The organism is Chryseobacterium sp. CBTAP 102, assembly GCF_003201365.1.
Lineage (GTDB): Bacteria > Bacteroidota > Bacteroidia > Flavobacteriales > Weeksellaceae > Chryseobacterium > Chryseobacterium candidae.
Genome location: NZ_QICX01000004.1, coordinates 307,001 through 331,172, shown reverse-complemented (window position 1 = coordinate 331,172; position 24,172 = coordinate 307,001). Strand labels below are relative to the sequence as shown.

Sequence of the window (24,172 nt, the reverse complement as noted above, 5' to 3'; positions counted from 1 at the left end):
CGTTGATTGTATTGCTGGTAAGTTGCTCCTCAGCATTGCTTACTTCCTCTTCCAATCAACTGTAAAATATTACGAATTATTTTTGACAAAAACACCAACTATTTTTGACCACATTACCAAAAATAATAAAAAGTTATTTCCGTAAAATTTTTTGAGCTATGAGGGCTCAAAATTTTCCAGAATAACTTTTTAACTTACACAGTTAGTGAGACACTACCTTAAAAGGGAATGAGAATTCTTTCGGTATCTCCTTCAATTAGAATTGCTTTATCTGCAAAGAATACTTCAGCTCTGCTAATAGTCAGGTATTGTTTTAAAAAATCATACTGATCTGTATTAATATTGTAATCTTCTTTTAAATCCTTGAGGTTTTTTGCCTCAACCTTATTCTTTCCCCGAGTCTTTAGATATTTAATATCATCGAAATCGCTATCAGCAACTATGTGTGAGGAATGTGTCGTGATAATATATTGTAATGTTCGATTTTCTCCATCTTCTCTCTTTATACCTTCACCAAGCAACTTTTTTATATTTTTTATGAAAACATATTGCATCTGTGGATGTGTATGAGCTTCGGGCTCTTCGATAAAAAGCAGATTGATATCTGCAGGCTTTTTGTCCTTTTCCCGCTTAAATTCCTGAACCAGAATTTCTATTTCAAAAATCATACTTATCAGGTTCATATAACCTAATCCGTTATAATGTTCAGGCAATTTATGTTCATCGTGTGTATAAACAACGGTTGTATTACCCTCCAATAACTCCCGATGCTGTAAAGTTGAAATGATTGAGATTTCAGATTCATTTATTCTGATGCCTCCAAAATTTTTCACCTTTTCGATAACGCCATTAAACAAACTTCCATAAATCTCTGTAAGTACTTTATCTGTTCCTGCGAGCTGATCTTTAAAATCTTCAGTAGCTTGATTTTTCTCACTACTATCTTCTTTTTTCTTATAGAGGTTTGATGTTTGTCGGGACAAGGTTTTATCGACTTCTTTATTCGTTACATCACGCCTTGCACTTATATATTTAAAGCTTACGATATCTTTGATACCTATTAGTTCTTTATCCAGATTAATAAAGACCTTCTCATTGACCTTCTTGGTGGTGATATTGTATTCAAATGATTTTTTTTGAATTTTAAAATAATTCCCAATATCCTTTTGTAAGAACTCTTTTAAGCCTCTTGCTTCATAATCTAAACCGTTATTTTTAGCGTTTACTTTTTTAACGGACTCATTTGCAACGAATGCTTCGACATCTGATTTTAAATTTATAAAATCAGTATAACTTAGTGTATATTCAAATCCTAATACTATTACGTTATTATCTGGATCTAAATCCATTAATATCCTACTCACATTTGAAAGATTATCGGTTTCCTCATATTGGATAAACAATTTCATTTTTATGCCAATAGGTTCAAATTCTTCAGGAAAAGGATCAACTTCAAACGATGCTTTTAGCTCTTTTTTAAATTCTATATTTAAATCTTCAAAAGAGAATTTGCTTTTTTCGTTAATAAACTTATCTAGTACTGATAGTATAGAAGTTTTTCCTGAATTATTCTTCCCAATAACCAACGAAAGATCTTTCTCTATATCTATTGAGAAATCCCTTAATAATCTAAAGTTCTGAACTTCAATCTTGAATATTTTCACGGTGAATTAGTATAATGGATTTGTTATATCATTTTCGGTTATTTCTTCTGTTGGATAATTTTTTCCAGATACCTCTTAAAGCATCAACATCTGATTTACTAAATTTCAATTGCTTAATGAGCAATTCTCTGTCAATAATATCCAATACTTCTTCAATCTTTCGGTTACGCATTAAATTGTCAATTTCTTCAAAATTCACTATATGATTTTCTTTTAAAATTGGCAAAGGAAGTTCTTCTATCTCAGATGGCTCAAATGTTAAAACCCCTCCACCATAACTTCTTCCCATAATTTCAGAAAATGCAAAAGTCAGTGAATTTAAATAAGATAGGACAACAGTATCTGCCTTTGCTCCATTTTTAAATCGTACTCTATGAATTGTGTCCGTAGATGAAGCCCCCGTTTTATTAACAATCAATTTAGGATATTCACCAACCTGACGTAATGCAAACGCATCAGGAGACCATAATGATGGTGTAATGTACCAGAGCTTCCTGATCCTACATTTATATCCTGTATGATATTCTTTTGCTTCTCCATAAGAGATATATTCTTTAGCTTCTTTTGGTAACTTGGAATATTCTTTAGCCTCTGGCAAAAATAAATGTACAGGATAGCCTGCTGCAACATTCGCTTCAAAATCAGGTTCATCATAAGCAATACCTTTCAAATGAGCTGACTTACCTACAACTTTCGTGGTATATGGCTGTAAATTCCATTGCGCAACGGTTTCTTCATTCATCATAAAGAATTCATTTCTTCCTGTCACTATACCCACATCAACATCCATCACATTAGATGATGGTTTTATCTTGTCATTAGCTTTGATACGGCGTAACAGTTGTATTTCAGATTCATTCAAGAAATACTTTGTCCATTTTTCTGTAGAATGGTCCAGCGATTTAACTTCTATATTGTGTATTTTATCAACATTAAGATTTTCAAGTTCCTTTAAATCATTTACTTCAACCACTCTTATACCTTCATTTTCTTCTACATTCTTCTCACAAAGCAATAATACAACCTCTTGTTGAATATCACTAAATACAAGTTTTTTAAAAGTTACTATCGTAATTCGTGAGAAGTAATTAGAGAGGAAAACCCTGGTTTCAGCAGCATATTTTACTTGAAATAATTCTGCGGGAATAACCATTCCTAATTTACCATTAGTTCGTAATTTGCTTGCGGCAATAACAAGAAAAGGTACCCATATATTAGTCAATTTATTAGGGCGTAGTCCCATTTCTTGCATCATCTTAATAGCAATATCACGATGCTCTTCAGGGAAATTTTGATAACGAATAAACGGTGGATTGCCTACCACTATATCATAGTTGGCCTTTTCGTTATTTTTTAAAATAAAATTGAAAAAGTCGTCATTCGTAATGGTGTCTGAATTCAGACCGTATTTTGCTGCTCTCAATTTAGATTTTTCGGCTTCAACCTCTAATAGCTCTACTCCCTGAACCAAACCATATAGCTGATTATCTTCAGTTCCCAACTCTTTAAATCTTTTTATTGCTGATTCTATAAAATTACCATCACCGCAGCTAGGCTCTAAAACTCTTTGTGTTGTATTTGTAATTGCCCATTTACAAATAAAATCTGCAATAGGCTGTGGAGTATAATATCCACCTCTTAATTTTTTGGAATCAATATTTTCAATAACTTCTGTACTCATTTTAGTCTTCGCTTGTCGTGTTGTTTAACATTTCATCATTCATTACCACCTTCACATCTTTATCAGAAATGTTATATAATGTATTTATCTGTTGAATCAAGCTACTATACAAAGTATCCATCTTACGCTTTAGGATATGCCGCTTAGTATAAATAGTTTCTTGATCCATATTGGATTTTGTCTTTATTGTCTCTTGTACTATTTTTACAATATCATCATGTTGTAGCCTTTCCTTTGGATTATTAAAATCAATTTTTCTTATTGGAAGGTTTTCAATAAACTGTTTTCCATGGGAATAATATGCTCCTCTAAATTCGCTCGCTCCTGATTTTACCATAGCCTCAATAACAGGGTGTGATAACACCGCTAAAATGTAAAACAATGAATAATCTGAGATAGAAAATAGAGAATAATATGGTCCATTACCACCACCTGTAAATTGGATATTAATTTGATCATATACATATCCAGGCTTAGTGGAAAGGACAGGCCAAATTAATTTAGGTGTATTGTGAAATCGTGTCAAACTTTGTGATCTTCCAAATTGATACCATTTAGGATCTTTGCTTCCGTTGATGCTTCTTCTAGAAAGTGGTGCTTTAAAAATATTTAAGTAAGCCCAAGCAAGAGGATAGGTCTGTTCAAAATATTCTTCTGTAAAAACTTCTGCCTTTCCACCTACAATGGTATAAGGAAATATCATTTTTGCATTGTGTTCCACTGTATCAAATAAACCAAACGACAAATCATAAAGACAGGGTTTACAAATATCTTTTTCTACTTCATACTGTATTCCCTTAGATTCAAAAATATATGTATTCTCTGTTTCAGCTTTTGGTTGAAATATATAAATTTTATCAGCACTAGTTTGTAGCCCTACAGCAATTTCGGCAATAGAATGAAGGGCGATTGTATTACCATTTTCAATTCTTTCAAATATAGCCTCTGTTGACTTTGAAACAAATACCCAAGGTAAAGACTGAAATTTATTACTCAGATAATTGTCGTAGTTTATATCATTGACAGATAAATCTTGTGTTACTCTTCTTATACGTTTAAAATAAAATTCTTCTCTTTTCTTTTTATCTATTATTAGAATGGCTGTATAAGTACTTCTATTCGGAAATACTTGAGTCACTCCAAAATGGAGAATTTTAAATAATGAAGCATTTGTAGTAATAAAACTTCTGAGAGATTTTCCGCCTTTTACAATAAAGAATTTGTGGGGAACAATATAACCTAGTATTCCATTATCATTTATCAAATTAATTGCTCGCTGAATAAATAAGTAATATTTATCAAAAGCTTCAGAAGTAGCTACAGTGTATCCAGAGATATCGCTCTTAAAATAATCAATTTCTTCCATTGAATATTTGACTATATTTTGAATTCTGACGTAGGGAGGGTTTCCGACTAGAGCATCAAACCCTCCGGTTTCTGCTAAAAAAGGAAACTCCTCTAACCAATTGAAAGGTTTTAATTTAAATAGAAGTTCATTATTCTCTACTGCATCAGGATTATATCTAAAATACGTGTCATCAATTAATGAATTTCCACATTTGATGTTTTCTTCCAGATTCGGTAAAACCTTTTGTTTGTATCTGACTAAGAAATTATCGATAGAGCCCGCATTTTCATTCTCTAATAATTTAAGTAGTAAACTAAATTTAGCTACTTCAACAGCATATGGATTTATATCAATACCAAAAATATTAGTTGTTATAATTTGGTGTTTTGCCTGTAGAGTAAGGTGATATACGCCATCAAAAGATTGATAAATGATTTCATCATTGTTAATGCCTTGAGAGATCAAAGCAGCAATATTTTTTTCAATTAGGTAGTCATAAACCGAAATCAAAAATGTCCCGGAACCACAACAGGCATCAGCTATTTTCAGTAATTGAATCTTCTCTAAAGGTTTATCATTAACTAATGCAGATAATGTCTCCTCAATAATATTTTTTACAATTAACTTAGGTGTAGGTACTACTCCGTTAGAGGCAGCAACTTCTGGCTCTTCAACGATAAATATTTGGTTTTCTTCACCTATATAAATTTTACTCCCTAAATACCTTTCATAAATCTGACTAAGAATTGCCGGATCTACGATAGAAAAATCATAAGGACTTTGAGGGTAATAAAGTTCGCTGAAAATCTGAATGAGAATTTCTGAGTTGAGATTTATTTTTAAAGAAAAAATATCTTCAATGAAATCAAATAGGCCTGAATTGTATTTTTTATCTGAAATGATAAATAAATTCTTTAACTCATCGTAATTTCTGATTTTTCTTAAAGTCTCAAACTTCTCTATTTCCCTATCCTCACAAATTCTAAGAAAAACAATTCTATTAAGTAATCGTTGTATTAAAAAGTTGATTTCCTCATCATTTATTTCGGGATTATTAGCAACAACATCTTTCGCTAGATTTTCCCTCCAATGCTCAATTTGTCTTAAAAATTCATCATCAAATGTTGTTGTTTCTTTTTCAGTAAGAGAGAAATATTCATCAATATATCCGCTTGCAATGGATTCAAAAGATAAAAGTTCATAAAGTTCATCAAAGAATTTTTCAAATTCCAAAAAGTGAAATACCTTATATCTTGCAATACTTACGGCATCTTTCACACTTGGTTTATAACGACAATCATATATTACAAGTGTTTCAAAATTTGTTAGAATAGAAATGCCTAAGTTAGCATTCCATCCATATCTTCGTGTCTGAAAAGCTGCTTTAATATCTTTACTTAAATCTATTGAAGCTTTCTTGGCTTCGATAAATACCTTTCTTATACCCTGAACCCTAAGTGTATAATCGGGATTTTTCTTTGTGACTACATCTTCATCGTCAACATCAATACTCTCTTCTTGAAGAATATTACGTAAAAATTGGGATTTTCCTTCTTCATTATCAACATCCCATCCAAAAGTTTTTAAGAGCGGATTAAGAAAATCTATACGGAGTTGAGCTTCTTTATATCTATCTGTTTTGTAAACAGCATATTCTTTATTGAAAGCCATAATTAATACTTTCAATTGCTCTAAACTATCCTGCTTATTTCGAGTAACTACATATGCCATTCTTTCTAACTTTTATTTTTTGTTGCTTTTAAGTATTTAACTTTTTGTTCTGCCACTCTTAAAGCTTTCTCTCCTAGATCTTCATCTTGGATTTCATATATTATCTTATCACTAAGAAAAAGTATCAGTAATTCGTCTGTGTCATAATCATAAATATTCGCAAGCTTTAAAACTACCTCTTTAGATAATTTACGTTCACCTCTTTCCATTTTGCTTAAGATAGCAACATCAATATCAAGCATTGCAGCTACTTTTCTCAATGGCAAACCATTATCTTCTCGAAGATGTCTAAGCTTTTTACCAATTGTTTCTGTTAGCATAATTGTGTGTTGACAATTTGTGTCAAAAATAGTTAAATAATATTGTGGAAACAATATTATTTCTTACTTCAAATTCTAAATAAATAGAATTTGAAGTATAAACAATTGATAAAAAAAGGCTTATTAGTTTGGGTCTAATTTAATTTTTTCTGAAGCCTCTTTTGTTAATTCATCTACAATCCTAACATACACTTCTGTAGTTTTAACATCTTTATGACCTAATAATTTTGAGACTGTATAGATATCCGTGCCTGATGACAGCTGTAGAGTGGCGAATGTATGACGAAAACCATGGAATGTAAAATGCTTTTTTATTCCTGCATTGTTAAGCCATCCGGGAAGAAACTTAACTACGGTATTGTATCTTAAGCCCTCAAAAACTTTTGCAGCATCTTCACCACGATGTCCTAATAATTCTAGTGTATCATTGGATACAGGGTAATATTCGGCCTTTCCTGTTTTATTTTGTTTAAACAAAATATAGTAATTTCCGGATGTCCCTTGTATATCGCCCCACGTTAGATTTTCAATATCACAATAGCGAAGTCCTGTTAATGCAGAAAACAAGCCTGCTTTCTTGACAATGGGCGAATTACACTCAGCATTAGCCATTCTTTGTAATTCATCTTTAAAAAGATAGGGCCTGTGCGTATCAACTACTTTGATATTATGAATAAAATTTCCTAGGTCTGTTGAAATATATTTATTTCTGTAAGCTTTTTTTAAAACACATTTAAATCTAGAAAAATATGTGGCAGCCGTACTTTTTTGAATCTTTATTTTTGAACGTCCAATTGCAGGAGAGGATAATAGGTATTTTTTATAGCTCTCACAGAAGGCTTCATTAAGGTGTTTAAACAAAAAGACTTCACCTGCAAACTTTTTAAAATAGGCGATAGCCATACTCCAATGCATTGCCCCTGATTTGCTATCGACTTCTGCCTGGAAAAAATCAATAAAGTTGGAGTTGAATTTTGTCTCATTCAAAAAACCATAGTCAGTGCTGTGAACATCAATTTGTCGTTGGAGACGTACACGCTCAGCAAAAGCAATAATTTCTTTATTATGGAGTTTTTCAGTTTCAGATTTTGGGCTGTTGTAGATGAACATTTTAAGATAAAGTTTTCTAAGCAGCTTACCAGTGGTTTCACTCTGTATAGGAGGATAAATTTCTAAATACAGACTTTGTCTTCCTTTGCTTATCGGTTTATAACGTAATGTTACTCTGGTCATGTTATCGGTATTAAGGCATGAAATTCAACTGGATATTGTCAAATTGACTCATAGCCACAGCTATTGAAGTCCTCTAAAATATTATGAAGTCAATATTCTGGTGTTTGATGATTGATTCTAATAAATTAGTGCTAAATCAAGTAATTTGATTCTTGTTTTTCTTACAGATAGGTTGATGGCTTTTAAGCGGCCGGTATTGATTAAGAAATACACCATTTTCGCACTGCATTTCAATATTGCAGAAGCCTCTTTTACAGTTAGATATACGGGATTATTTATAGGCTGATACTGCCCCTCTCCAAAACTTTGTATTGCTTGCTTGGCATAACTAATTTTTAGATTTCTTTGTTCAAGTTTATAGGCTCTTTTATTACAGGTATGACTGCAGTATCGGGTAACTGTAGTTTTGGCAATAAAATTTGTACCACAATATTGGCAGACTTTTTCAATTCTGATGTTTGAGCTCATGATCAGATTTTACGTCTTGAAGAATAGTTATTTAGACCAAAGGCTACAATAATGGCACTGAGTTGTCATTATACCCCCTTTAAGGGTCATTACATATAAACGAATACAAAATTCATCCCAAAGGACAACCTAATCTAATATAAAATATTTGAACATTTTTTCTTCTCTTCGTTCAGATTGTTTTTAAAATTTGACTTTAATTTTTATAAATCATCAAGCGTTGGATGTCAGAAATTAATAATTTCTCCAAATTAAGGGTATATATAATCCAATAGTCTTTTTTATGAGTAAAATAATGACTATAAGAGGATATAAGACCTGAAGTTCTATAGCAATTTTATTTTTCTTTTGCTTAAATTTTATGTTTTAATGCCCAAGGGGCAAGAAAAGGGGCAAAAATTGTAGCATCAGAACGTGTGAAATCACATAAATTGCATTAAATCAATAGGTTATTAAAATAGTCTCAAAAACTACAAAAAACATAAATTGCTATATATTAGTGCTTTATATGTTTTTATTTTCCGATACAAAACTTGGAAAAAATATTCCCCAGCACTTCATCATTGGTCACCTCTCCGGAGATTTCGCCAAGATGTTCCAGGGCATTTCGAAGCTCATAAGCCAGTAATTCTGTAGAGATCTGGAAAGAGATTGCTTCTTTTACTTTGTGAACGGCATCCATAGACTTTTTTAAGGCTTCAAAGTGACGTTGGTTGGTGATCACAACATTATTTTCTTCAGTTTTTAAATGCTCTACATAGGAGGAAAGTTCATTTTTAAGATCCTGAATATTTTGATTTTCAACTGCTGAGATTTTGATGAAATCAAATTCGTGAGAAATAGCTTCTCTGAAAATATCTTCTACCATTTCGTATTGGGTAGGAATCACTTCATCAATTTTTGTAGCACAGATAATCAGCTTAAGATCTTCTCGTAACAAGGATTGAATCATCTCAATATCCTCAGAAAAATCCTCAGTAGCAGCATCCGCCAGATACACAAGAATATTGGCATTTTCTACCTTTTCTTTAGCTTTTTTTACCCCGATCGCTTCAATTTCATCCATGGTTTCACGAAGTCCGGCAGTGTCAATTAATCGGAAGGCATTACCTTTAATATGAAGAACTTCCTCAATCGTATCTCTCGTTGTTCCCGCAATATTACTCACAATCGCCCTTTCTTCCTTCAAAAGCGAATTCAGCAGCGTAGATTTTCCGGCATTCGGTTTTCCGATGATAGCAACGGCTGTTCCGTTTTTAATGGCATTTCCGTATTGGAAACTTTCAATCAGAGAGTTTAATTTGACTTCAATTTTATCCAATAATCCGCTTAGGGCACTTCTGTCTGCAAATTCCACGTCTTCTTCAGCGAAATCAAGTTCCAGTTCAATTAAAGAAACGAAATTTAAAAGATCAGTTCTTAATACTGATATTTCATTGGTAATTCCTCCCTTCAGTTGATTGATCGCTACCTTTCTCGAAGCTTCATTTTCAGATGCAATGACATCGGCAATTGCTTCTGCCTGAGAAAGATCAATTCTGCCGTTGATAAAGGCACGAAGGGTAAATTCTCCCGCTTTGGCCATTCTCGCTCCGTTTTTGATCAGGGTTTCAAGAATACGTTTTCCGATATGCGGGGATCCGTGAAAAGCAATCTCCACAGAGTTCTCAGTGGTGAAACTTTTCGGTGCCAGGAAGATGGAAAGCATTACTTCATCAATAGCTTCTTCCTCATCCATAAAATAACCGTAATGAATGGTATGGGATTTTTGTTTTTCCAGATTTTTTGCCGGAAAACTTTTCTGAACTACAGATAAAGCTTCATTTCCTGAAACCCGGATGATGCCTAAAGCACCTATTCCATTGGCAGTAGCCAGTGCACATATCGTATCGTTATTCATGCTGCAAATTTACGGTTTTTAATGTAAATTTTCATTCAGGTCTTTTATTCAGATTATCTATTGCCTTATTCAGTTTAAAACAAGGAAGATTTGAAATCTGCCATGTTTTAAATGTTGGTACATAGTAAGTGTGCTTGCTGTGTTAGCAAATAAAGAATAAACAGCTACTGAAAACGCCATGTTAAATTTAAAATATATAAAATAATTCTGTTGAATGTAAATCGCATTTCAATGTAAAAATCTTTATCCGGGGATGATGTGCTGTGATACAGTGATTAAAACACTGACGGTATTTGAGGGATCAGTCTGGAATTACTGGCAATAGATGATAAGAGATTAATACAAAAGATTGGGTTTACAATAAAAAGCAGCTGTATGAATTGGCGCAGCTGCTTTTGCTGCTTAAATAATCTGCGCGCTTTCTTTGATACTGTTCATCACAAAAATACTTTTAGTTTGCCCTATTCCCTCGATTTCTGATAATTTGTTGACGAAAAACTCATGAAATTCATCCATATTGGGAGCCAGGATCTTCAGCATAAAATCAAAATCTCCACTGATATTGTAAAATTCTACAACTTCCTTCAGTTTACCAACTTCCTCAATAAATTTTCCCGCTGTTTTTTTATTATGAACATTTAAAGCAATCATACAGATCACCATCATCCCTTTATTGACCTTTTTGCGGTCAACCACAGCCGTGTATTCTTTAATGATTCCTTGCTTTTCCATACGTTTGATACGTTCGTGAGTAGGCGTAGGACTCAAATTGATTCTTGCTGAAATATCGCGGACACTCATCTTCGCATCTTTCTGAAGCAGGCGGAGAATGGAGAGGTCTTTTTCATCAGGAATATAATTTTCTGCTGCCATTTTGTTCTGTTTTTATAGGTTTTATCTGGTGTTTTAGGTTTTTTGTTCTTTTAATTATTTAATATATTAAATATTGTTCCAAATTTATGATAAAATTTCAAAATACGTTCTGTTAATTTTAATTTTGCAGGAAATTTAAAACATGGATACAAGGAAGAATTTAGTATTAATTTTAGCATCGGTAGGAACATTTGTAGAGGCTTTGGATATTGCCATTATTAATTTAACAATTCCTTCTATCCAGCAGCACTTTCAGATTGGAGCTGAGACTGTTCAGTGGCTGCAGACACTCTATGTATTGTTCTTTGGAGGATTTCTGATCATCGGTGGAAAACTTTCAGACCAGATGGGAAGAAAAAAAATGTTTTTATGGGGAGCTCTGATTTTTATGCTCACTTCATTGGGGGCAGGATTGTCCCCGAATTTTGAAGTACTGGCGATATTACGTGCTTTACAGGGATTGGGAGCTGCATTGGTAATGCCTTCAGCATTGTCTATCGTTACCAATACCTTCAGAGGAGAACAGGAGAGAAACCGGGCCATCGGAATTTTCAGTTCATTTGCTGCTATTGGTTCGGGAAGTGGTCTTTCGGTAGGAGGTATTATCAGTACATACCTGAGCTGGCATTGGGTCTTTCTGATTAATGTTCCCATTCTTTTAATCACATTGGTGTTATCGTATTATTATCTGCCGGCAGATGATAAAAATGAAGCTGCTCAGAAAACAGATATCATATCCGGGATATTGATGGTATTTGGACTTTTAAGTCTGACTTACGGTACGCATGAATTGGTTCATATTAAAGAACAGCCTTTCCTGATAGCGGGTTCTTTGGTTTTAGCATTGGTACTGCTTGTTATGGTATACTACCGTTTACAATCTGTAGCAGAGCCTTTGGTAGATTTAAAATTGTTTAAACATCAATCCTTAGTAGTTTCCAATGCTGTATTCTTTACCTTGGGAGCATTTTTTATCGGATTTTTATTCCTTATTTCACTGATGCTTCAGAAAGATATGGGATTTAGTGCTGCTTCTGCAGGATTAATGCTTGTTCCGTTCAGTATCGTATCGGCTTTAACGGCTAAATTTATTCTGCCACATGTATCAAAACGTCTGAACTCTTCTCAAATGGGTGTTTTAGGATGGTCGTTTATGCTGGCGGGAGGATTGCTGCTTTTGATTTCTGTTTACGCGGGACATCCGCTAACGATAGTTTTATTGGGAGCTGCATGTATTTCCGGAGTTGGAATGACATTTTGTTTTACCGCACTTTCAGTAATGGGGATCCAGGATGTTGAACCTGCGCATTACGGACTGGCATCAAGTTTGAGTTCTACAAGTTACTTTTTGGGAGCAGGAATTGGATTGTCATTCATGACGTTAATGAGCCAGATCTTTCCTTCGGAACTATCAGTGGGAAGCCTGAATCTGATTATTTTGATCAGTTACGCTCTGCTGGCTCTCGGAATGTTATTCTTTTTTATAATAAAAAGCCTGAAAGTGAAGCCGGCAGAAGTTGCTGTTTTATAATAAACGGTCTTAAAAATATACAAACTATATGACGAAAGAACCGGTGCTTAGGGATCGGTTCTTTTTTTGGCTTTTTGCGATTCTGTTTCCCTTTACTATCTTTGTTTTTTTACTTTTCATCATGAAAATACAGGTTATCAGCGATCTTCACAGGGAATTTGGAAGTACGGAATTATGTTTTGATCATTCGGATATGATTGTGCTGGCGGGTGATGTCAATTTGGGAACCAAAGGGATTGAATGGATTAAAAAGGCAATTCCTGATAAACCTGTAATTTACGTTCTTGGTAATCATGAATATTATAAAGGTTCATATCCTAAAACACTCCATAAGATCAGAGAAGCTGCGCTTGATTCCAATGTTCATGTGCTGGAAAATTCATCTATAGACATTGACGGTATTCGTTTTCATGGAGCAACCCTGTGGACGGATTTTTCGATCTTCGGAAATCCTGTTCAGTACGGCATGCTTTGTCAGCCGAAGATGAATGATTATAAAATGATCAGGAGGGATCCTTCCTATTCAAAAATGAGAACACTGGATACCTTCAAAATCCACCAGTTTTCAAAACAATGGTTACAGGAAAATCTTAAAGATTCAAAAGGATTTAAAAATATAGTTATTACTCATCATGCACCCAGCATACAATCTGTTCCGGAGCATTACAGAGAAGATCCGTTAACAGCAGCGTACGCTTCTGATCTGGAAGATTTAATTACAGAATACCAGCCATTATACTGGATTCATGGGCATATTCATACCCCGTGCAGATATAAGATCGGAGAAACAGAAGTCATTTGTAATCCTCATGGCTATATTGATGAAAAATATAACGGATATGATAAGGAACTGATTATTGTTGTTGAGTAAATCAGCAAAAAGAAAAAATCCAATTATTTTCTTTTTCTTATTTTTTGAATATCAAGAGATGATTCACGCTTTTTCATGAACTGCTTATTAATTAGGACAAATTTTAAAGTTTTTTTTAATTGAAGATAAAAACTGTTTTTAAGAATAATTGGTATGAATATGATTTGGATTAAGTTTATTTTTTGTGGAATTTGTATCTTTTCTTAATTTATGTTTAAAATATATTTAGTTATATTGCTGGAAATTAAGTATTTATTTTATTTTTTGATGTAACGAAATTATGGAGATAGTGGTCTTATAGATAAAACTATTATCTCACATGAAAATAATATTATTTCCTATAGCAATATTAACAGGCTCATTAGCAATGGCTCAGCAGACTCCGGCTCCCGCAGCCAAAGATACTGTAAAGGGAAATGCAAAAGAAATAGAAGCTGTTACTCTGGTTGCCAGAAAGCCAACAGTAGAATCTAAAGTAGACAGAACTGTATTCAATGTAGCGAATAGTGCAATTCTGGCAGGAAATACAACATGGGATGTTCTTAGAATGACCCCTTTGGTAAGCATCGATAACAATGATGAGGTAAAAGCCGAGGGACAATTGGTTACCGTATACATTAACGACAGGAAATCTGTTTTTACAGGGAAAGAATTGAAGGAATACCTTAAAACAATTCCAGCTGATAACCTTATGAAAATTGAAGTGATTACCAGCCCGTCTTCCCGATATGAAACTTCAGGGTCCGTTATCAATATTGTTCTTAAAAAAAGGGATGACGAGGGCCTGAAAGGCAGTATTTCTCTTAACAACAGGCAGAGTACCAAGAATTCACAATACACGAATTTCAACCTGAACTACCATAAGAAAAAGTTTACCCAAACCCTTACAGGAGGATACAATAACGGAAATTATGTACAGAAAACCCAAACCTGGGATAACCGTTATGAAAAAAATAAGCTTACCCGGTTCAACCTGGAAAACTTAATGAGGAATGAAAGTCCTTCTATTTCTTCTACCTCGGAGTTTGAAATTAATGATAAAAATAATTTCGGACTTGTATTGGAGTATTCACAAAACAGAAATCTACTTTCAGCGGAATCTGATGGGATGACTTCAAAAGATGGAGATCCGGGAGAATCTTTCCTCCAAAGCCAGAACAATTGGGGATTCAGCCGTAATCTGGGAACAAATGCTTTCTATAAATACTATGATAAAGAAAAGAACAGAATTTTAGATATTAATTTGGGAACCAATTACTCCGGTGATAACAATGATAACCTCATAGATAAACTAATTGATAAGCAGGGAGTGAAAACAGCCCAGCAGCTAGGAGTTATCAGTTCAAATCAGATGCGTAATTATTACCTGAAAGTGGATTATACACAACCTTTTGGTAAATCTGGCGGTACAATGGAAGTGGGTGGTAAAACGGAAATAAATAATCATGCAATTTCCAATAGCCTTTATGGATTCAGCATGAATAATCCTACCCCGGAATTTGCTAATCTATCCCAAAATGACAGATTCCATTATGAGGATCATCTGAGTTCTTTATATGCCAATTACAGTAAGACATTTTTCGAAAAACTGGAAACGAGAATCGGAATCCGATACGAATATATTGACTATAAAGTAAGACAGGAGGTAGCAGGTACAGAGAGGAGAGATTCTTACGGCACTTTTCTTCCCAATCTATTACTGAAATATAATTTTTCGGAGAAATTTGACTTGAGTCTTACCTATAACCGAAGCATCTGGAGACCCTGGTATTCTGAGTTTAATCCTTTCCTGATGCCTGAAATTAACGGAACGTATTCCAGAGGAAATCTTTATCTGAATCCCAACCCGAATGACCGGCTTTACCTTAAATTAGGTATTCTGAAGAAGTATTTTATTTCTGCAAGATATATGCATACCAATCAGGATTACTGGACAACTTATGTAACGGAAAACGGAAGAACGGTTTCATTACCCGGAAACTTCGATGGAAAGGTTGAAAAATATTACCTTTTTGCCAATACCAATCAGAATTTCCTGAAAAATAAACTGAATGTGAATGCCGGATTTGGATGGTATTACATTAATAATAAAGATTTTAATGAGAAAAATAAACTGGGAGCCAAAGACTATATCAGTTATTGGGGAGCTTCCGCCAATATATCTTATACGAATCTTTTTAACAAAAACATTAATGTAAGTGCATGGATGGAACTTGCCAATCAGAACAACGGAAATTCATACGCGAACAATACCAATGTCTTCCATAATATTTCAGTGACTAAAATATTCCCGAAAACTCAAATGGAGCTAAGTATGCAGCTGATGAATATTTTTAAAAGACCTTATGGTGATAACACAACGTATAGTGCGGATGGAACTTTCAGAGAGTACTCAAAATGGGACTGGTACGGTGTTTCCCTTACTTTTGTAAAACGTTTCGGAAACCAGAAAGTAAAAGAAAATACAAAAACCGACGTAGAGAAAAACGGCGGCGGCGGAAAATAACCCAAGATTTTTCAGATACAAAAGAAGCAGGTTTCCAATTGGGAATCTGCTTTTGTATTGATAGAGAATTTGGCTGGGAAAGATGTTATTTCCATAGATGTGAGTTTGTGTGCTGTCAGAATGCTGAAGATACCCCCTTATTATAAGACTGTATAAAAACTACACCATCGTGTAGTAGCGAACTACACGATGGTGTAGTCTGTTTGTTTTTCAGAATAAATAATATTGTAAAAGAAAAACAAAACAATAAATAGCTAATCATGAAAATTCAAAAAACATCTATATTCAATAAAAGAAAATTACTGCTTGCCCTGAGTGTATGCTCTTTGGTATCATGTTCTGATAAGACCAATAATTATGGGATTATAAACAGCGATAAAAGCATTAATTATAAGAATGCTTTTGAATTCCTAAAGAAAAATGCTATTTTAAATTTCCATATCAATGCAGAAGGTGTTCAGGAACAAGACTCAAAATGGATTAAAGATGCTGATATCAAAGAAAATATAGAGCTTTCTTATGATAAGTCTAAGGAGTTGATTCACTCTGATGCAATTTCAGATTACAGCTTTGTCAATTTTGTACTTCCTTATAAAGTAAACTTTTCTGATGATTTTAACTGGAGACAAATGGTGCTGAAAAACTATAAACTTCCTTCAAATTATACATTAAATTCTGAAAAATCTGTAATTGAATCCGTTAATTATTTAAATAATAAACTGAAGGATGTAAAAATGCCTTATTCTGATCCTTTCCCACAGGAAGATTACTGGTCTTTTGCCCAGTTGCTGAAAGAAAATAAAGGTTCTGATATTGCAATGGTAAATCTTGCTAATTACATTAATAAAGCAAACGGGCTGCCGGTAACCATTGACTATGCTCCGGTTTGGGGCAATGTAAATGGAGGGAAGGCCTGGAATGCTTTGGTTCTTAATGAGAAAAAATCTTTTCCTTTTTCAGGAGGAACGGAAAATATAGGAAGCTTTAACCCCAGCAGAATTATTAATAGTATAAAAGACAGTCTTCATAATTCTTATACCATTACTAAAGTATACAGAAGAGGATTTGTACCGGATACCGCTTCAGTGTATTTGAAATATTACAAAACCCTTAGTAAAATGGGATTTACTTCCACCTATTCCGATATTGATGTTACGGATCAGTATACAAAGACCATCAAATATAATGTGAATGGCTTTTATAATGATAAAACGGAGCTTGGTCTGCTTTCTGTGTTCTGTTTCAACAAATGGCTTCCTGTGGCAGCCATAAGTCCGAAACATAAGCAGAAGATATTTGATAAAGTAGGAGTAGGGGCGCTTTATCTGGTTCATACTCCGGAAAGTTCGGGAAAGAAATCTCTTTTCTATGTAGACAAAACGGGGAAACTGTTATCCTTTGATAAATCTAAAAAATCGCTCATCAGTATTTCCCAGGTAGAATCTGTGGCAGAAAGAATGAAAAACCTGGCTTCTCAGCATAAAAATCCAGCGGATATCCGTTTACTGGCAGAGAATATAATCCATTCGAAGCTCCAGGATGGAGCATCATATACCCTTTACAGATTTACAGACGGCAGCTGGGAAAAGCAGGAGACGAAGTCTGTTGTAAGCAATAAACTATCATTCAAAACCTTATATCAGGATGGGATTTATCTTGCAGCATTGGAAAATGATACTCAGATAAACTCAAAAAGGCCATTTATTCTTATCGGCGGAAAAGTAGTCTTTATCTAACTCAGAAAATTCAAAAAATAATATACCGATTTCTTTTTTCAATAAAAGGAACAGGGAAGGGTATATCTGAAAATAACCAACTAAAAACATTTTAAACATTTATTATATGAAACAATACAAAAAACTGCTCCTTGCAGGACTGGCAATTGTTCCTCTTGCTCTTTCTTCCTGGAATTCCAAGCCCTCCGAACCTGATTTTCGGAATGCTGAAAACCAACAGACATTTTCTCAACATGAAACTATAGGGGAGACCAGTGGGGTTGTCGTTCAGTCCTATGTAAACAAAAAAACAATTTTCTCCGTTACGGATAAGTTTGATCTCGGACCTTCTCAGGAAAAGGTGGTAATCACTACTAAAACCCTTGAGCCTTCAAATACTCTTTCTATAGAGGATATTGTAAAAACATATCAGTAACATTTAGGGGCCATCACTGAAAACAAAAAAACTTTTTAAAAATAATTAATAACAATTTAAATTTTTTTTTATTATGAACAACTACAAAAAACTATTATTTGCGGGACTTGCAATTGTTCCTTTAGCTCTTTCTTCGTGGACGTCGGAAGATCAGACAGTAAACTATGGCAGCAGAGATGCTGGTTCTATTTCTACCATAGAAGTTATCGGTGAGTCTGCAGTAAGCAGCTCTGTAACCGTGAAAACTAAAAGAAAAGTACTTTCTGTATCAACTGTTGAAGAAGTAAGCGTTGCAGAAAAGAAAGCTTTGAGTACTTCTATTGAAACTGCCCGCTCTTTCAACGAAATTTTAAACGATTACAAATAACAATTTAAACTTTTTTATTATGAACAACTACAAAAAACTATTATTTGCAGGACTTGCAATTGTTCCTTTAGCTCTTTCTTCATGGACGTCAGAAGATCAGACAGTAAACTATGGCAGCAGAGATGCAGCTTCTGTTTCTACCATAGAAATTATCGGTGAATCTGCAGTAAGCAGCTCTGTAACCGTAAAAACTAAAAGGAAGGTTCTTTCTAAAGAAACAGTGGAGACTGTAAGTGTAGCAAGCGAAAAAGCAATCAGTACTTCTCTTGAAACTGCACGCTCATTTAATGAAATTCTTAACGATTATAAATAACAACTAAAAACTAAAACATTTTATCATGAACAACTACAAAAAACTATTATTAGCAGGATTGGCAATCGTTCCGTTAGCTCTTTCTTCATGGACATCAGAAGATAACTCTTTAACGTACGGAAAAGCAAACACAAATGATTTTTCTTCTATAGAAGTTATTGGTGGAACTGCTGTAAGCAGCTCTGTAACCGTAAATACTAAAAGAAAAGTACTTTCTAAAGAAACAGTGGAAACTGTAAGTGTAGCCAGTGAAAAAGCGATCAGCACTTCTATTGATCCTGTTCTTACTCTTAACAAAGTTGTAGAAAACTACAAATAATATTCTTCAACCTGCACATTCAGTTGAAGCTTTCAACTGAATGTGTTTCTTAAAAAACTTTAAACCTTATGAAAAAATATATTTTAATACTACCAGCTTTATTACTGACAACGGTTTCTTTATTATCGTTTGACAAAGTATCAGACGATACAGATAAGATCAAATATGATACTCTTAGCAGAAATATGTCTTTAGAAAATGAAGTAGGAGCGTTCATCAAAAGTACGGTTATCACTAACAAAACTTTCAAAAAAGAATGTTCTGTAGACAACTGTATCAAAAGAGATGCGGTAAGCATTTTCGAAACTAAAATTGTATCTGCCATAGACGCCCCGGAAATGGATTTAGGCAGAATTGTTTCAACCTATAAATAATCATTATTATGAAAAGCCTTTATTTGTATTTATTATTAATTGTGGGTACTGTAATTTTTCTTTGTTCTTTTACCATGGAAAGAGGCAGACACATTTACCGGAATCATTGGACAATTCCTGCACAGCAGAATCTTAAGATCAAAAATTCATCAAAAGAAGATCTGGAAGTTGTTTTGTACAATCCTTCCCAGACAAGCGATCTGAAATATATGAACAGCAGTAATGAACTGAAAGTTCTTCCCAAAAACGACTCTGTAAAAACGAGAATCAATTTTGCCAATGAATTTTACGTGGTCAACACCGCTTCCAGTGAAAGTGTTTTCAGACTGAAGATCCTGAATAATAGCGGCAGAATAAAGGCTTTCATAAAAAAACAGCTTCCTAAAAATTAAATCATGAAAAAGCTCATTGTGTATTATGACAGCTGGTGCCCGCGATGCACCCGATTCACGAAGACTGTAAAAAAAATAGACTGGCTGAATCTGGTAGATTTTCGCTCTCTCAGAGAAAGAGGGCAGGCTATAAAAGGGATTGACCTGATTCTTGCTGAAAAACAAATGGCTTCTTACACCAATACCTGGGCTTATGGTTATGAATCTATTTTCAGAATATTGGCAAGGCTGCCATTGCTGTGGCCTTTACTTCCGGTTCTGTGGTTTCTGCACATTACAAAAACGGGCCAGGAAATTTACATACATCTTGCTGTAAACCGGAAGATCATCCCCATTCATTGTGACAATGACAGCTGCAATATTTAGATACTAATTTTTATACTACTTACTATGAAATACCCAAAACTCTTCTTCATATTCAGTATGGTTCATATTGCGCTAATACTGATTGTATGTACTTCAAGTACAATAGACTCCTATGAAAAATCAACCTCATATGTAGAGAATGATTTAACTGCCGCTCTGAAAGATACAAAAGAAGGCATCAGAGAATTTAATTCCGTTCCTCTTATTCAGCAGTATCAGGCTATTGCAGGGATTAATGCAGGATATGGATTCTTTGCACCCAATGTCGCCAGTTCCTATATCTTAAAGGTGTCCGTCTATGACAAAAACAGGAATCTTGTGAAAGAATCTTACTTTCCTCCATTCAAATCTAAGGAAGGACTCAACAGATACCATACTTTGCTAGGATACTTTCAGGACAGACTGACGATTCTTGAAAATAAGATGCAGAAAAAGAAATCTACAGAATTTAATGAATCTGACAAATACGGTGAATTCCTGGATATATTCATCAAAAGTATCGGAAGATATTATTATAAGGAATATAATCCTGATACCTATACCGTTTCTTGTACACTTTATCTGCACCATCACCCAATGCTGCAGGAAATAAAAACAAAAAATAAAACTAAACCAGTATTAATTAAACTCCTTGACATCGATGCTAAGCCTATTAAGAAAAACCACATTGCTTCCAACTGAATTTTATAAATTCTTCAACGAATATAAACCGGAAGATAAACTGTTCTTTGCATTTTTTAGAATTTCCATGGGATTATTCTTCTTAGTGCACTTTGTTTCCACGCTTACTGATTTTAATCTTCTTTTTACAGATCAGGGGCTGATACCACTGGAAGTTGTAGGATTTCTAGGGTCAGAAAAAATGCCGTCTTTTTTCTTTGTAATCAAATTATTAGGGACCATGAATATTTCAGAAAGTGCCGTAATAATGGGATATATCGTAATATACATTCTGACATGTGTTTCTTTAACCGTAGGGTTTATGAGCAGGCTTTCTGCCGGGATTATCCTGATCCTGCACCTGCTGATCTTCCAGTCTTCCAGTACTTTTATGTATGGGATAGATTTTTTCAAGACCATTGCTATGTTCTACTGTTTCTTGTTCCCCCTGGGAAGCTTCTATTCTCTGGATTCTAAAATATTCAAATACAATGATATTAATCCTACACCTTTCAGGAATCTTCTGAGAATACATATGAGTATTGTGTACTTTACTTCAGGATTGGATAAGGCGTTCGGAATCAACTGGTGGAACGGAGAGTCTATCTGGAAGGCATTACATTTACCAGGCTTCCAGTCTTATATATTAGATAACAGCAGTTATGATATTTTCGTAAGTTTTCCGGTTATTCCGATATTTATAGGGATTTCAACCATTATTATTGAGCTGTTCTATCCTTATTTTATGTGGAAGAAAAGCACAAGAAAGGTATTTATCTGGATGGTGGTAGCCTTACATACAGGAATTATCATCGCTATGAATCTATATTTCTTCGGAGCATTAATGATCCTTTTAAACTTAAGTGCCTTCTTAAACCTTGAGGATTCCAAAAAACCAATCGCAGCAACATCATGATTTATCTTCATCATATAACCAGCAGAGCCTTAATATTACTATCTTCACTGATAGTAATATTAACCTCCGCACAACAAAAAGACACCTTAAAAAATGAAAAGAAAATTGATGAAATTAAAATTACACGCTCTGCAGTAAAATTTAAAAACGGAAAAATCATTGTTACTCCTGCCGGTACTGCTACAGCAGAAGCAAGTAACACCTGGGAGTTCATCAAAAATTCAGGCTATGCAGATGCCTCTGAGGAAGGAACAATAAAAATTAAACAAAAATATACCACTGTATATATCAATGACAGAAAACTCCGCTTGTCAGGTATAGAACTTAAGAACTATCTTGAGTCTATCCCTGCCAAGCTGATAAAAAACATTGAAGTAATCGGAACTCCGGATTCTTCTTACCCAGCCGATGAACAGTCGGTCATTAAGATTAATCTCGTGAACAGTAATATGGAAGGTTTGAAATTAGGAATTGGTTCCAGCCTTGGTTTTACCAAAAAAATGAACATGTCTCAGAATCTCAATCTGAATTATAAATCTGCAAAATTTGAAATCAATACCCTTTTAAGCAGTACACATTCCAATGTTCTTACTGAGGTGAATGCTCAGAGAGAATATAAAAATAATATCTGGGATATTGCTCAGAATCAGGATATTCAGAAATCTACTAATATTTATTCTTTACTGGTGAATTATTTTGCAGACAAAAGGAATAAGTTCAGCATTTATGGAGAGTATAATCCTGTCAATACACAGAGCGAGCTTAATGCAGATAATGGCTTGCCTACAGCAGAAAGGGTTTCGAGAAAGGATTCTATTTTTAAATACAATTCAATGTTTAAAGATTTGGGAAGAAGTACAAATGTTCAGGCTAATTATAAATTTGAAAATGATTCTGCCACTCAGAAGCTTACTGTTCAGTTTGAATATTCAAATGCCAACAGAAAAACGAACAACAGCTTCAGAAATTACTTTTATCAGCAGCCTTCTTATCTTGATGGTAACAGGATAGATGATTCCTCTTCAAGAAATATCAATATGTACATCGGAAATGCCAATTATACTATGCAGACAAAGAAATGGGGAACATGGTCTGCAGGAGGAAGGTTTTCGTACAGTGACATCAATAACCCAATTAATATAACAGTAAATGATGTTGACTCTCAGGAAAGTGTACAGAATTACAGCGAAAAGCAGTACGCACTATTTTTAGAGGGACAGAAAGAATTTAATAAAACATATGTAAGGCTGGGAATGCGTTATGAAAGTAATATCACCAATTTTTTTGATCAGGATCTTACTTCAAATTCATTCAAAATAGATGGGTTTTACCCTAATATTTTGGTTCAGCATAGCTTTTCAGATAATTTTCAGGCGGAAACCAGTTATAAAAAAACACTCATCAGACCTGATTATTTTTTGCTGAATCAGCTGAGAAGAAAGAACAGTGATGACAGTATGCTGTACACCTCCGGAAATATCAATCTGAGACCTCAGGTGGAGCATGAAGTAGATCTTTCCCTGTATTACAAAAACCAGATGTTATCTGTAGGAATGAATTATTCTCCCAATTACATCAGTACCCTGATTGTAAAGCGTGGTGATTATCTGGTGCAGGAGTATAACAATTTTAAAATGATGACACTGTATGCAAGCCTTGCCCTGAACAAAGTATTCAATAATAAATATATTGTTAAAAACTATTCCACGGTAAACTACCTTCCGATCATGGAGTTTGAAGGTTTTGAAAAAGGAAAAACCAATTTTGCTTTTGATAACAGAACTGTTTTGGGGATTATTCTTAAAAAAGGGTATGCTGCTGAGGTTTCTTATTCCTTTTCAACGGATTTTTATGACGGATTTTTCAAACATGGAAAAACAAATAATCTAAGCATTACCTTACAGAAGAAAATTCCTCATCTTAATCTTACCACTTATCTTGTAGTTACAGATTTGCTGAGAGGGCAGAAAAATTATGATGAAGCAATATATCCTATCGTGTATAAAAACTCATCTTACAATGACAGCAGAAGTATACGGCTGGGATTATACTGGACGTTCGGTAATCAGAAATTAAAGGAAATTAAAAAAGAAGATTCTCTTATGGATGATCTGAAGAACAGAAACAGAAAATAAAAACAGGATTTCCATATGATCAGGATATGAGATAGAAATCATTAAAGACTTTC

General features: G+C 34.0%; 22 protein-coding genes. 14 read left to right on the top strand and 8 right to left on the bottom strand.

The features are described 5' to 3' along the window. Positions 1–218: 218 nt before the first annotated feature. The 8 genes from C8D70_RS08315 to C8D70_RS08280 all read right to left on the bottom strand — a co-directional run bounded on the left by C8D70_RS08315 (position 219) and on the right by C8D70_RS08280 (position 11,218). Positions 219–1,664 carry an ATP-binding protein gene (locus C8D70_RS08315; RefSeq protein ID WP_110367009.1) on the bottom strand — a complete coding sequence of 482 codons (1,446 nt, stop codon included), beginning with the start codon at positions 1,662–1,664 and terminating at the stop codon, positions 219–221. Positions 1,665–1,692: 28 nt separating this feature from the next. Continuing rightward, positions 1,693–3,345 (bottom strand): class I SAM-dependent methyltransferase, encoded by a 1,653-nt coding sequence (locus C8D70_RS08310; RefSeq protein WP_110367008.1) that lies wholly within the window; start codon positions 3,343–3,345, stop codon positions 1,693–1,695. Between the two features lies 1 nt (position 3,346). Further along, positions 3,347–6,424 (bottom strand): Eco57I restriction-modification methylase domain-containing protein, encoded by a 3,078-nt coding sequence (locus C8D70_RS08305; protein ID WP_110367007.1) that lies wholly within the window; start codon positions 6,422–6,424, stop codon positions 3,347–3,349. Between the two features lie 5 nt (positions 6,425–6,429). Then, the gene (locus C8D70_RS08300; RefSeq protein WP_110367006.1) at positions 6,430–6,744 is read right to left on the bottom strand and encodes a helix-turn-helix domain-containing protein; all 315 of its coding nucleotides are present in this window, start codon (positions 6,742–6,744) and stop codon (positions 6,430–6,432) included. A 123-nt stretch (positions 6,745–6,867) separates the two neighbouring features. Further along, the gene (locus C8D70_RS08295) at positions 6,868–7,977 is read right to left on the bottom strand and encodes a site-specific integrase (RefSeq protein WP_110367005.1); all 1,110 of its coding nucleotides are present in this window, start codon (positions 7,975–7,977) and stop codon (positions 6,868–6,870) included. A 117-nt stretch (positions 7,978–8,094) separates the two neighbouring features. Continuing rightward, positions 8,095–8,445, bottom strand: a complete 351-nt coding sequence (locus C8D70_RS08290) for a helix-turn-helix domain-containing protein (protein WP_110367004.1) — start codon at positions 8,443–8,445, stop codon at positions 8,095–8,097. Between the two features lie 514 nt (positions 8,446–8,959). After that, on the bottom strand, positions 8,960–10,345 hold the full coding sequence (gene mnmE, locus C8D70_RS08285; protein WP_110367003.1) for a tRNA uridine-5-carboxymethylaminomethyl(34) synthesis GTPase MnmE: 1,386 nt from the start codon (positions 10,343–10,345) through the stop codon (positions 8,960–8,962). Between the two features lie 402 nt (positions 10,346–10,747). Further along, the gene (locus C8D70_RS08280; protein ID WP_076595553.1) at positions 10,748–11,218 is read right to left on the bottom strand and encodes an Lrp/AsnC family transcriptional regulator; all 471 of its coding nucleotides are present in this window, start codon (positions 11,216–11,218) and stop codon (positions 10,748–10,750) included. Between the two features lie 142 nt (positions 11,219–11,360). On the opposite strand from C8D70_RS08280, the gene C8D70_RS08275 reads away from it, so the two are divergent. From C8D70_RS08275 to C8D70_RS08210, 14 genes are all read left to right on the top strand, one after another. Next, positions 11,361–12,749, top strand: a complete 1,389-nt coding sequence (locus tag C8D70_RS08275) for an MFS transporter (protein WP_110367002.1) — start codon at positions 11,361–11,363, stop codon at positions 12,747–12,749. A gap of 121 nt (positions 12,750–12,870) precedes the next feature. Then, positions 12,871–13,620: a metallophosphoesterase gene (locus C8D70_RS08270; RefSeq protein ID WP_110367001.1), complete on the top strand. Its 750-nt coding sequence runs from the start codon at positions 12,871–12,873 to the stop codon at positions 13,618–13,620. A 319-nt stretch (positions 13,621–13,939) separates the two neighbouring features. Further along, positions 13,940–16,126: an outer membrane beta-barrel protein gene (locus tag C8D70_RS08265; RefSeq protein ID WP_110367000.1), complete on the top strand. Its 2,187-nt coding sequence runs from the start codon at positions 13,940–13,942 to the stop codon at positions 16,124–16,126. 260 nt (positions 16,127–16,386) lie between these two features. Next, positions 16,387–17,862 (top strand): hypothetical protein, encoded by a 1,476-nt coding sequence (locus C8D70_RS08260; protein ID WP_110366999.1) that lies wholly within the window; start codon positions 16,387–16,389, stop codon positions 17,860–17,862. A gap of 106 nt (positions 17,863–17,968) precedes the next feature. Then, entirely contained in the window at positions 17,969–18,277 is a 309-nt protein-coding gene (locus C8D70_RS08255) for a hypothetical protein (RefSeq protein ID WP_110366998.1), read from the top strand. Positions 18,278–18,350: 73 nt separating this feature from the next. Next, entirely contained in the window at positions 18,351–18,644 is a 294-nt protein-coding gene (locus C8D70_RS08250; RefSeq protein ID WP_076595558.1) for a hypothetical protein, read from the top strand. A 19-nt stretch (positions 18,645–18,663) separates the two neighbouring features. Then, on the top strand, positions 18,664–18,957 hold the full coding sequence (locus C8D70_RS08245; RefSeq protein ID WP_076595559.1) for a hypothetical protein: 294 nt from the start codon (positions 18,664–18,666) through the stop codon (positions 18,955–18,957). A 25-nt stretch (positions 18,958–18,982) separates the two neighbouring features. After that, on the top strand, positions 18,983–19,276 hold the full coding sequence (locus tag C8D70_RS08240; RefSeq protein WP_076595560.1) for a hypothetical protein: 294 nt from the start codon (positions 18,983–18,985) through the stop codon (positions 19,274–19,276). Between the two features lie 68 nt (positions 19,277–19,344). Next, on the top strand, positions 19,345–19,650 hold the full coding sequence (locus C8D70_RS08235; protein ID WP_076595561.1) for a hypothetical protein: 306 nt from the start codon (positions 19,345–19,347) through the stop codon (positions 19,648–19,650). A gap of 8 nt (positions 19,651–19,658) precedes the next feature. Continuing rightward, entirely contained in the window at positions 19,659–20,042 is a 384-nt protein-coding gene (locus tag C8D70_RS08230) for a hypothetical protein (protein WP_076595562.1), read from the top strand. Between the two features lie 3 nt (positions 20,043–20,045). Further along, positions 20,046–20,408: a DCC1-like thiol-disulfide oxidoreductase family protein gene (locus tag C8D70_RS08225; RefSeq protein WP_110366997.1), complete on the top strand. Its 363-nt coding sequence runs from the start codon at positions 20,046–20,048 to the stop codon at positions 20,406–20,408. A 24-nt stretch (positions 20,409–20,432) separates the two neighbouring features. Then, positions 20,433–21,089 (top strand): hypothetical protein, encoded by a 657-nt coding sequence (locus C8D70_RS08220; protein ID WP_076595564.1) that lies wholly within the window; start codon positions 20,433–20,435, stop codon positions 21,087–21,089. After that, on the top strand, positions 21,049–21,984 hold the full coding sequence (locus C8D70_RS08215; RefSeq protein WP_110366996.1) for an HTTM domain-containing protein: 936 nt from the start codon (positions 21,049–21,051) through the stop codon (positions 21,982–21,984). Before C8D70_RS08220 ends, C8D70_RS08215 begins: the two co-directional genes overlap by 41 nt. Beyond that, positions 21,981–24,119 (top strand): outer membrane beta-barrel protein, encoded by a 2,139-nt coding sequence (locus C8D70_RS08210; protein ID WP_110366995.1) that lies wholly within the window; start codon positions 21,981–21,983, stop codon positions 24,117–24,119. The genes C8D70_RS08215 and C8D70_RS08210 overlap by 4 nt, the downstream gene beginning before the upstream one ends. The last annotated feature ends 53 nt before the right edge of the window (positions 24,120–24,172 follow it).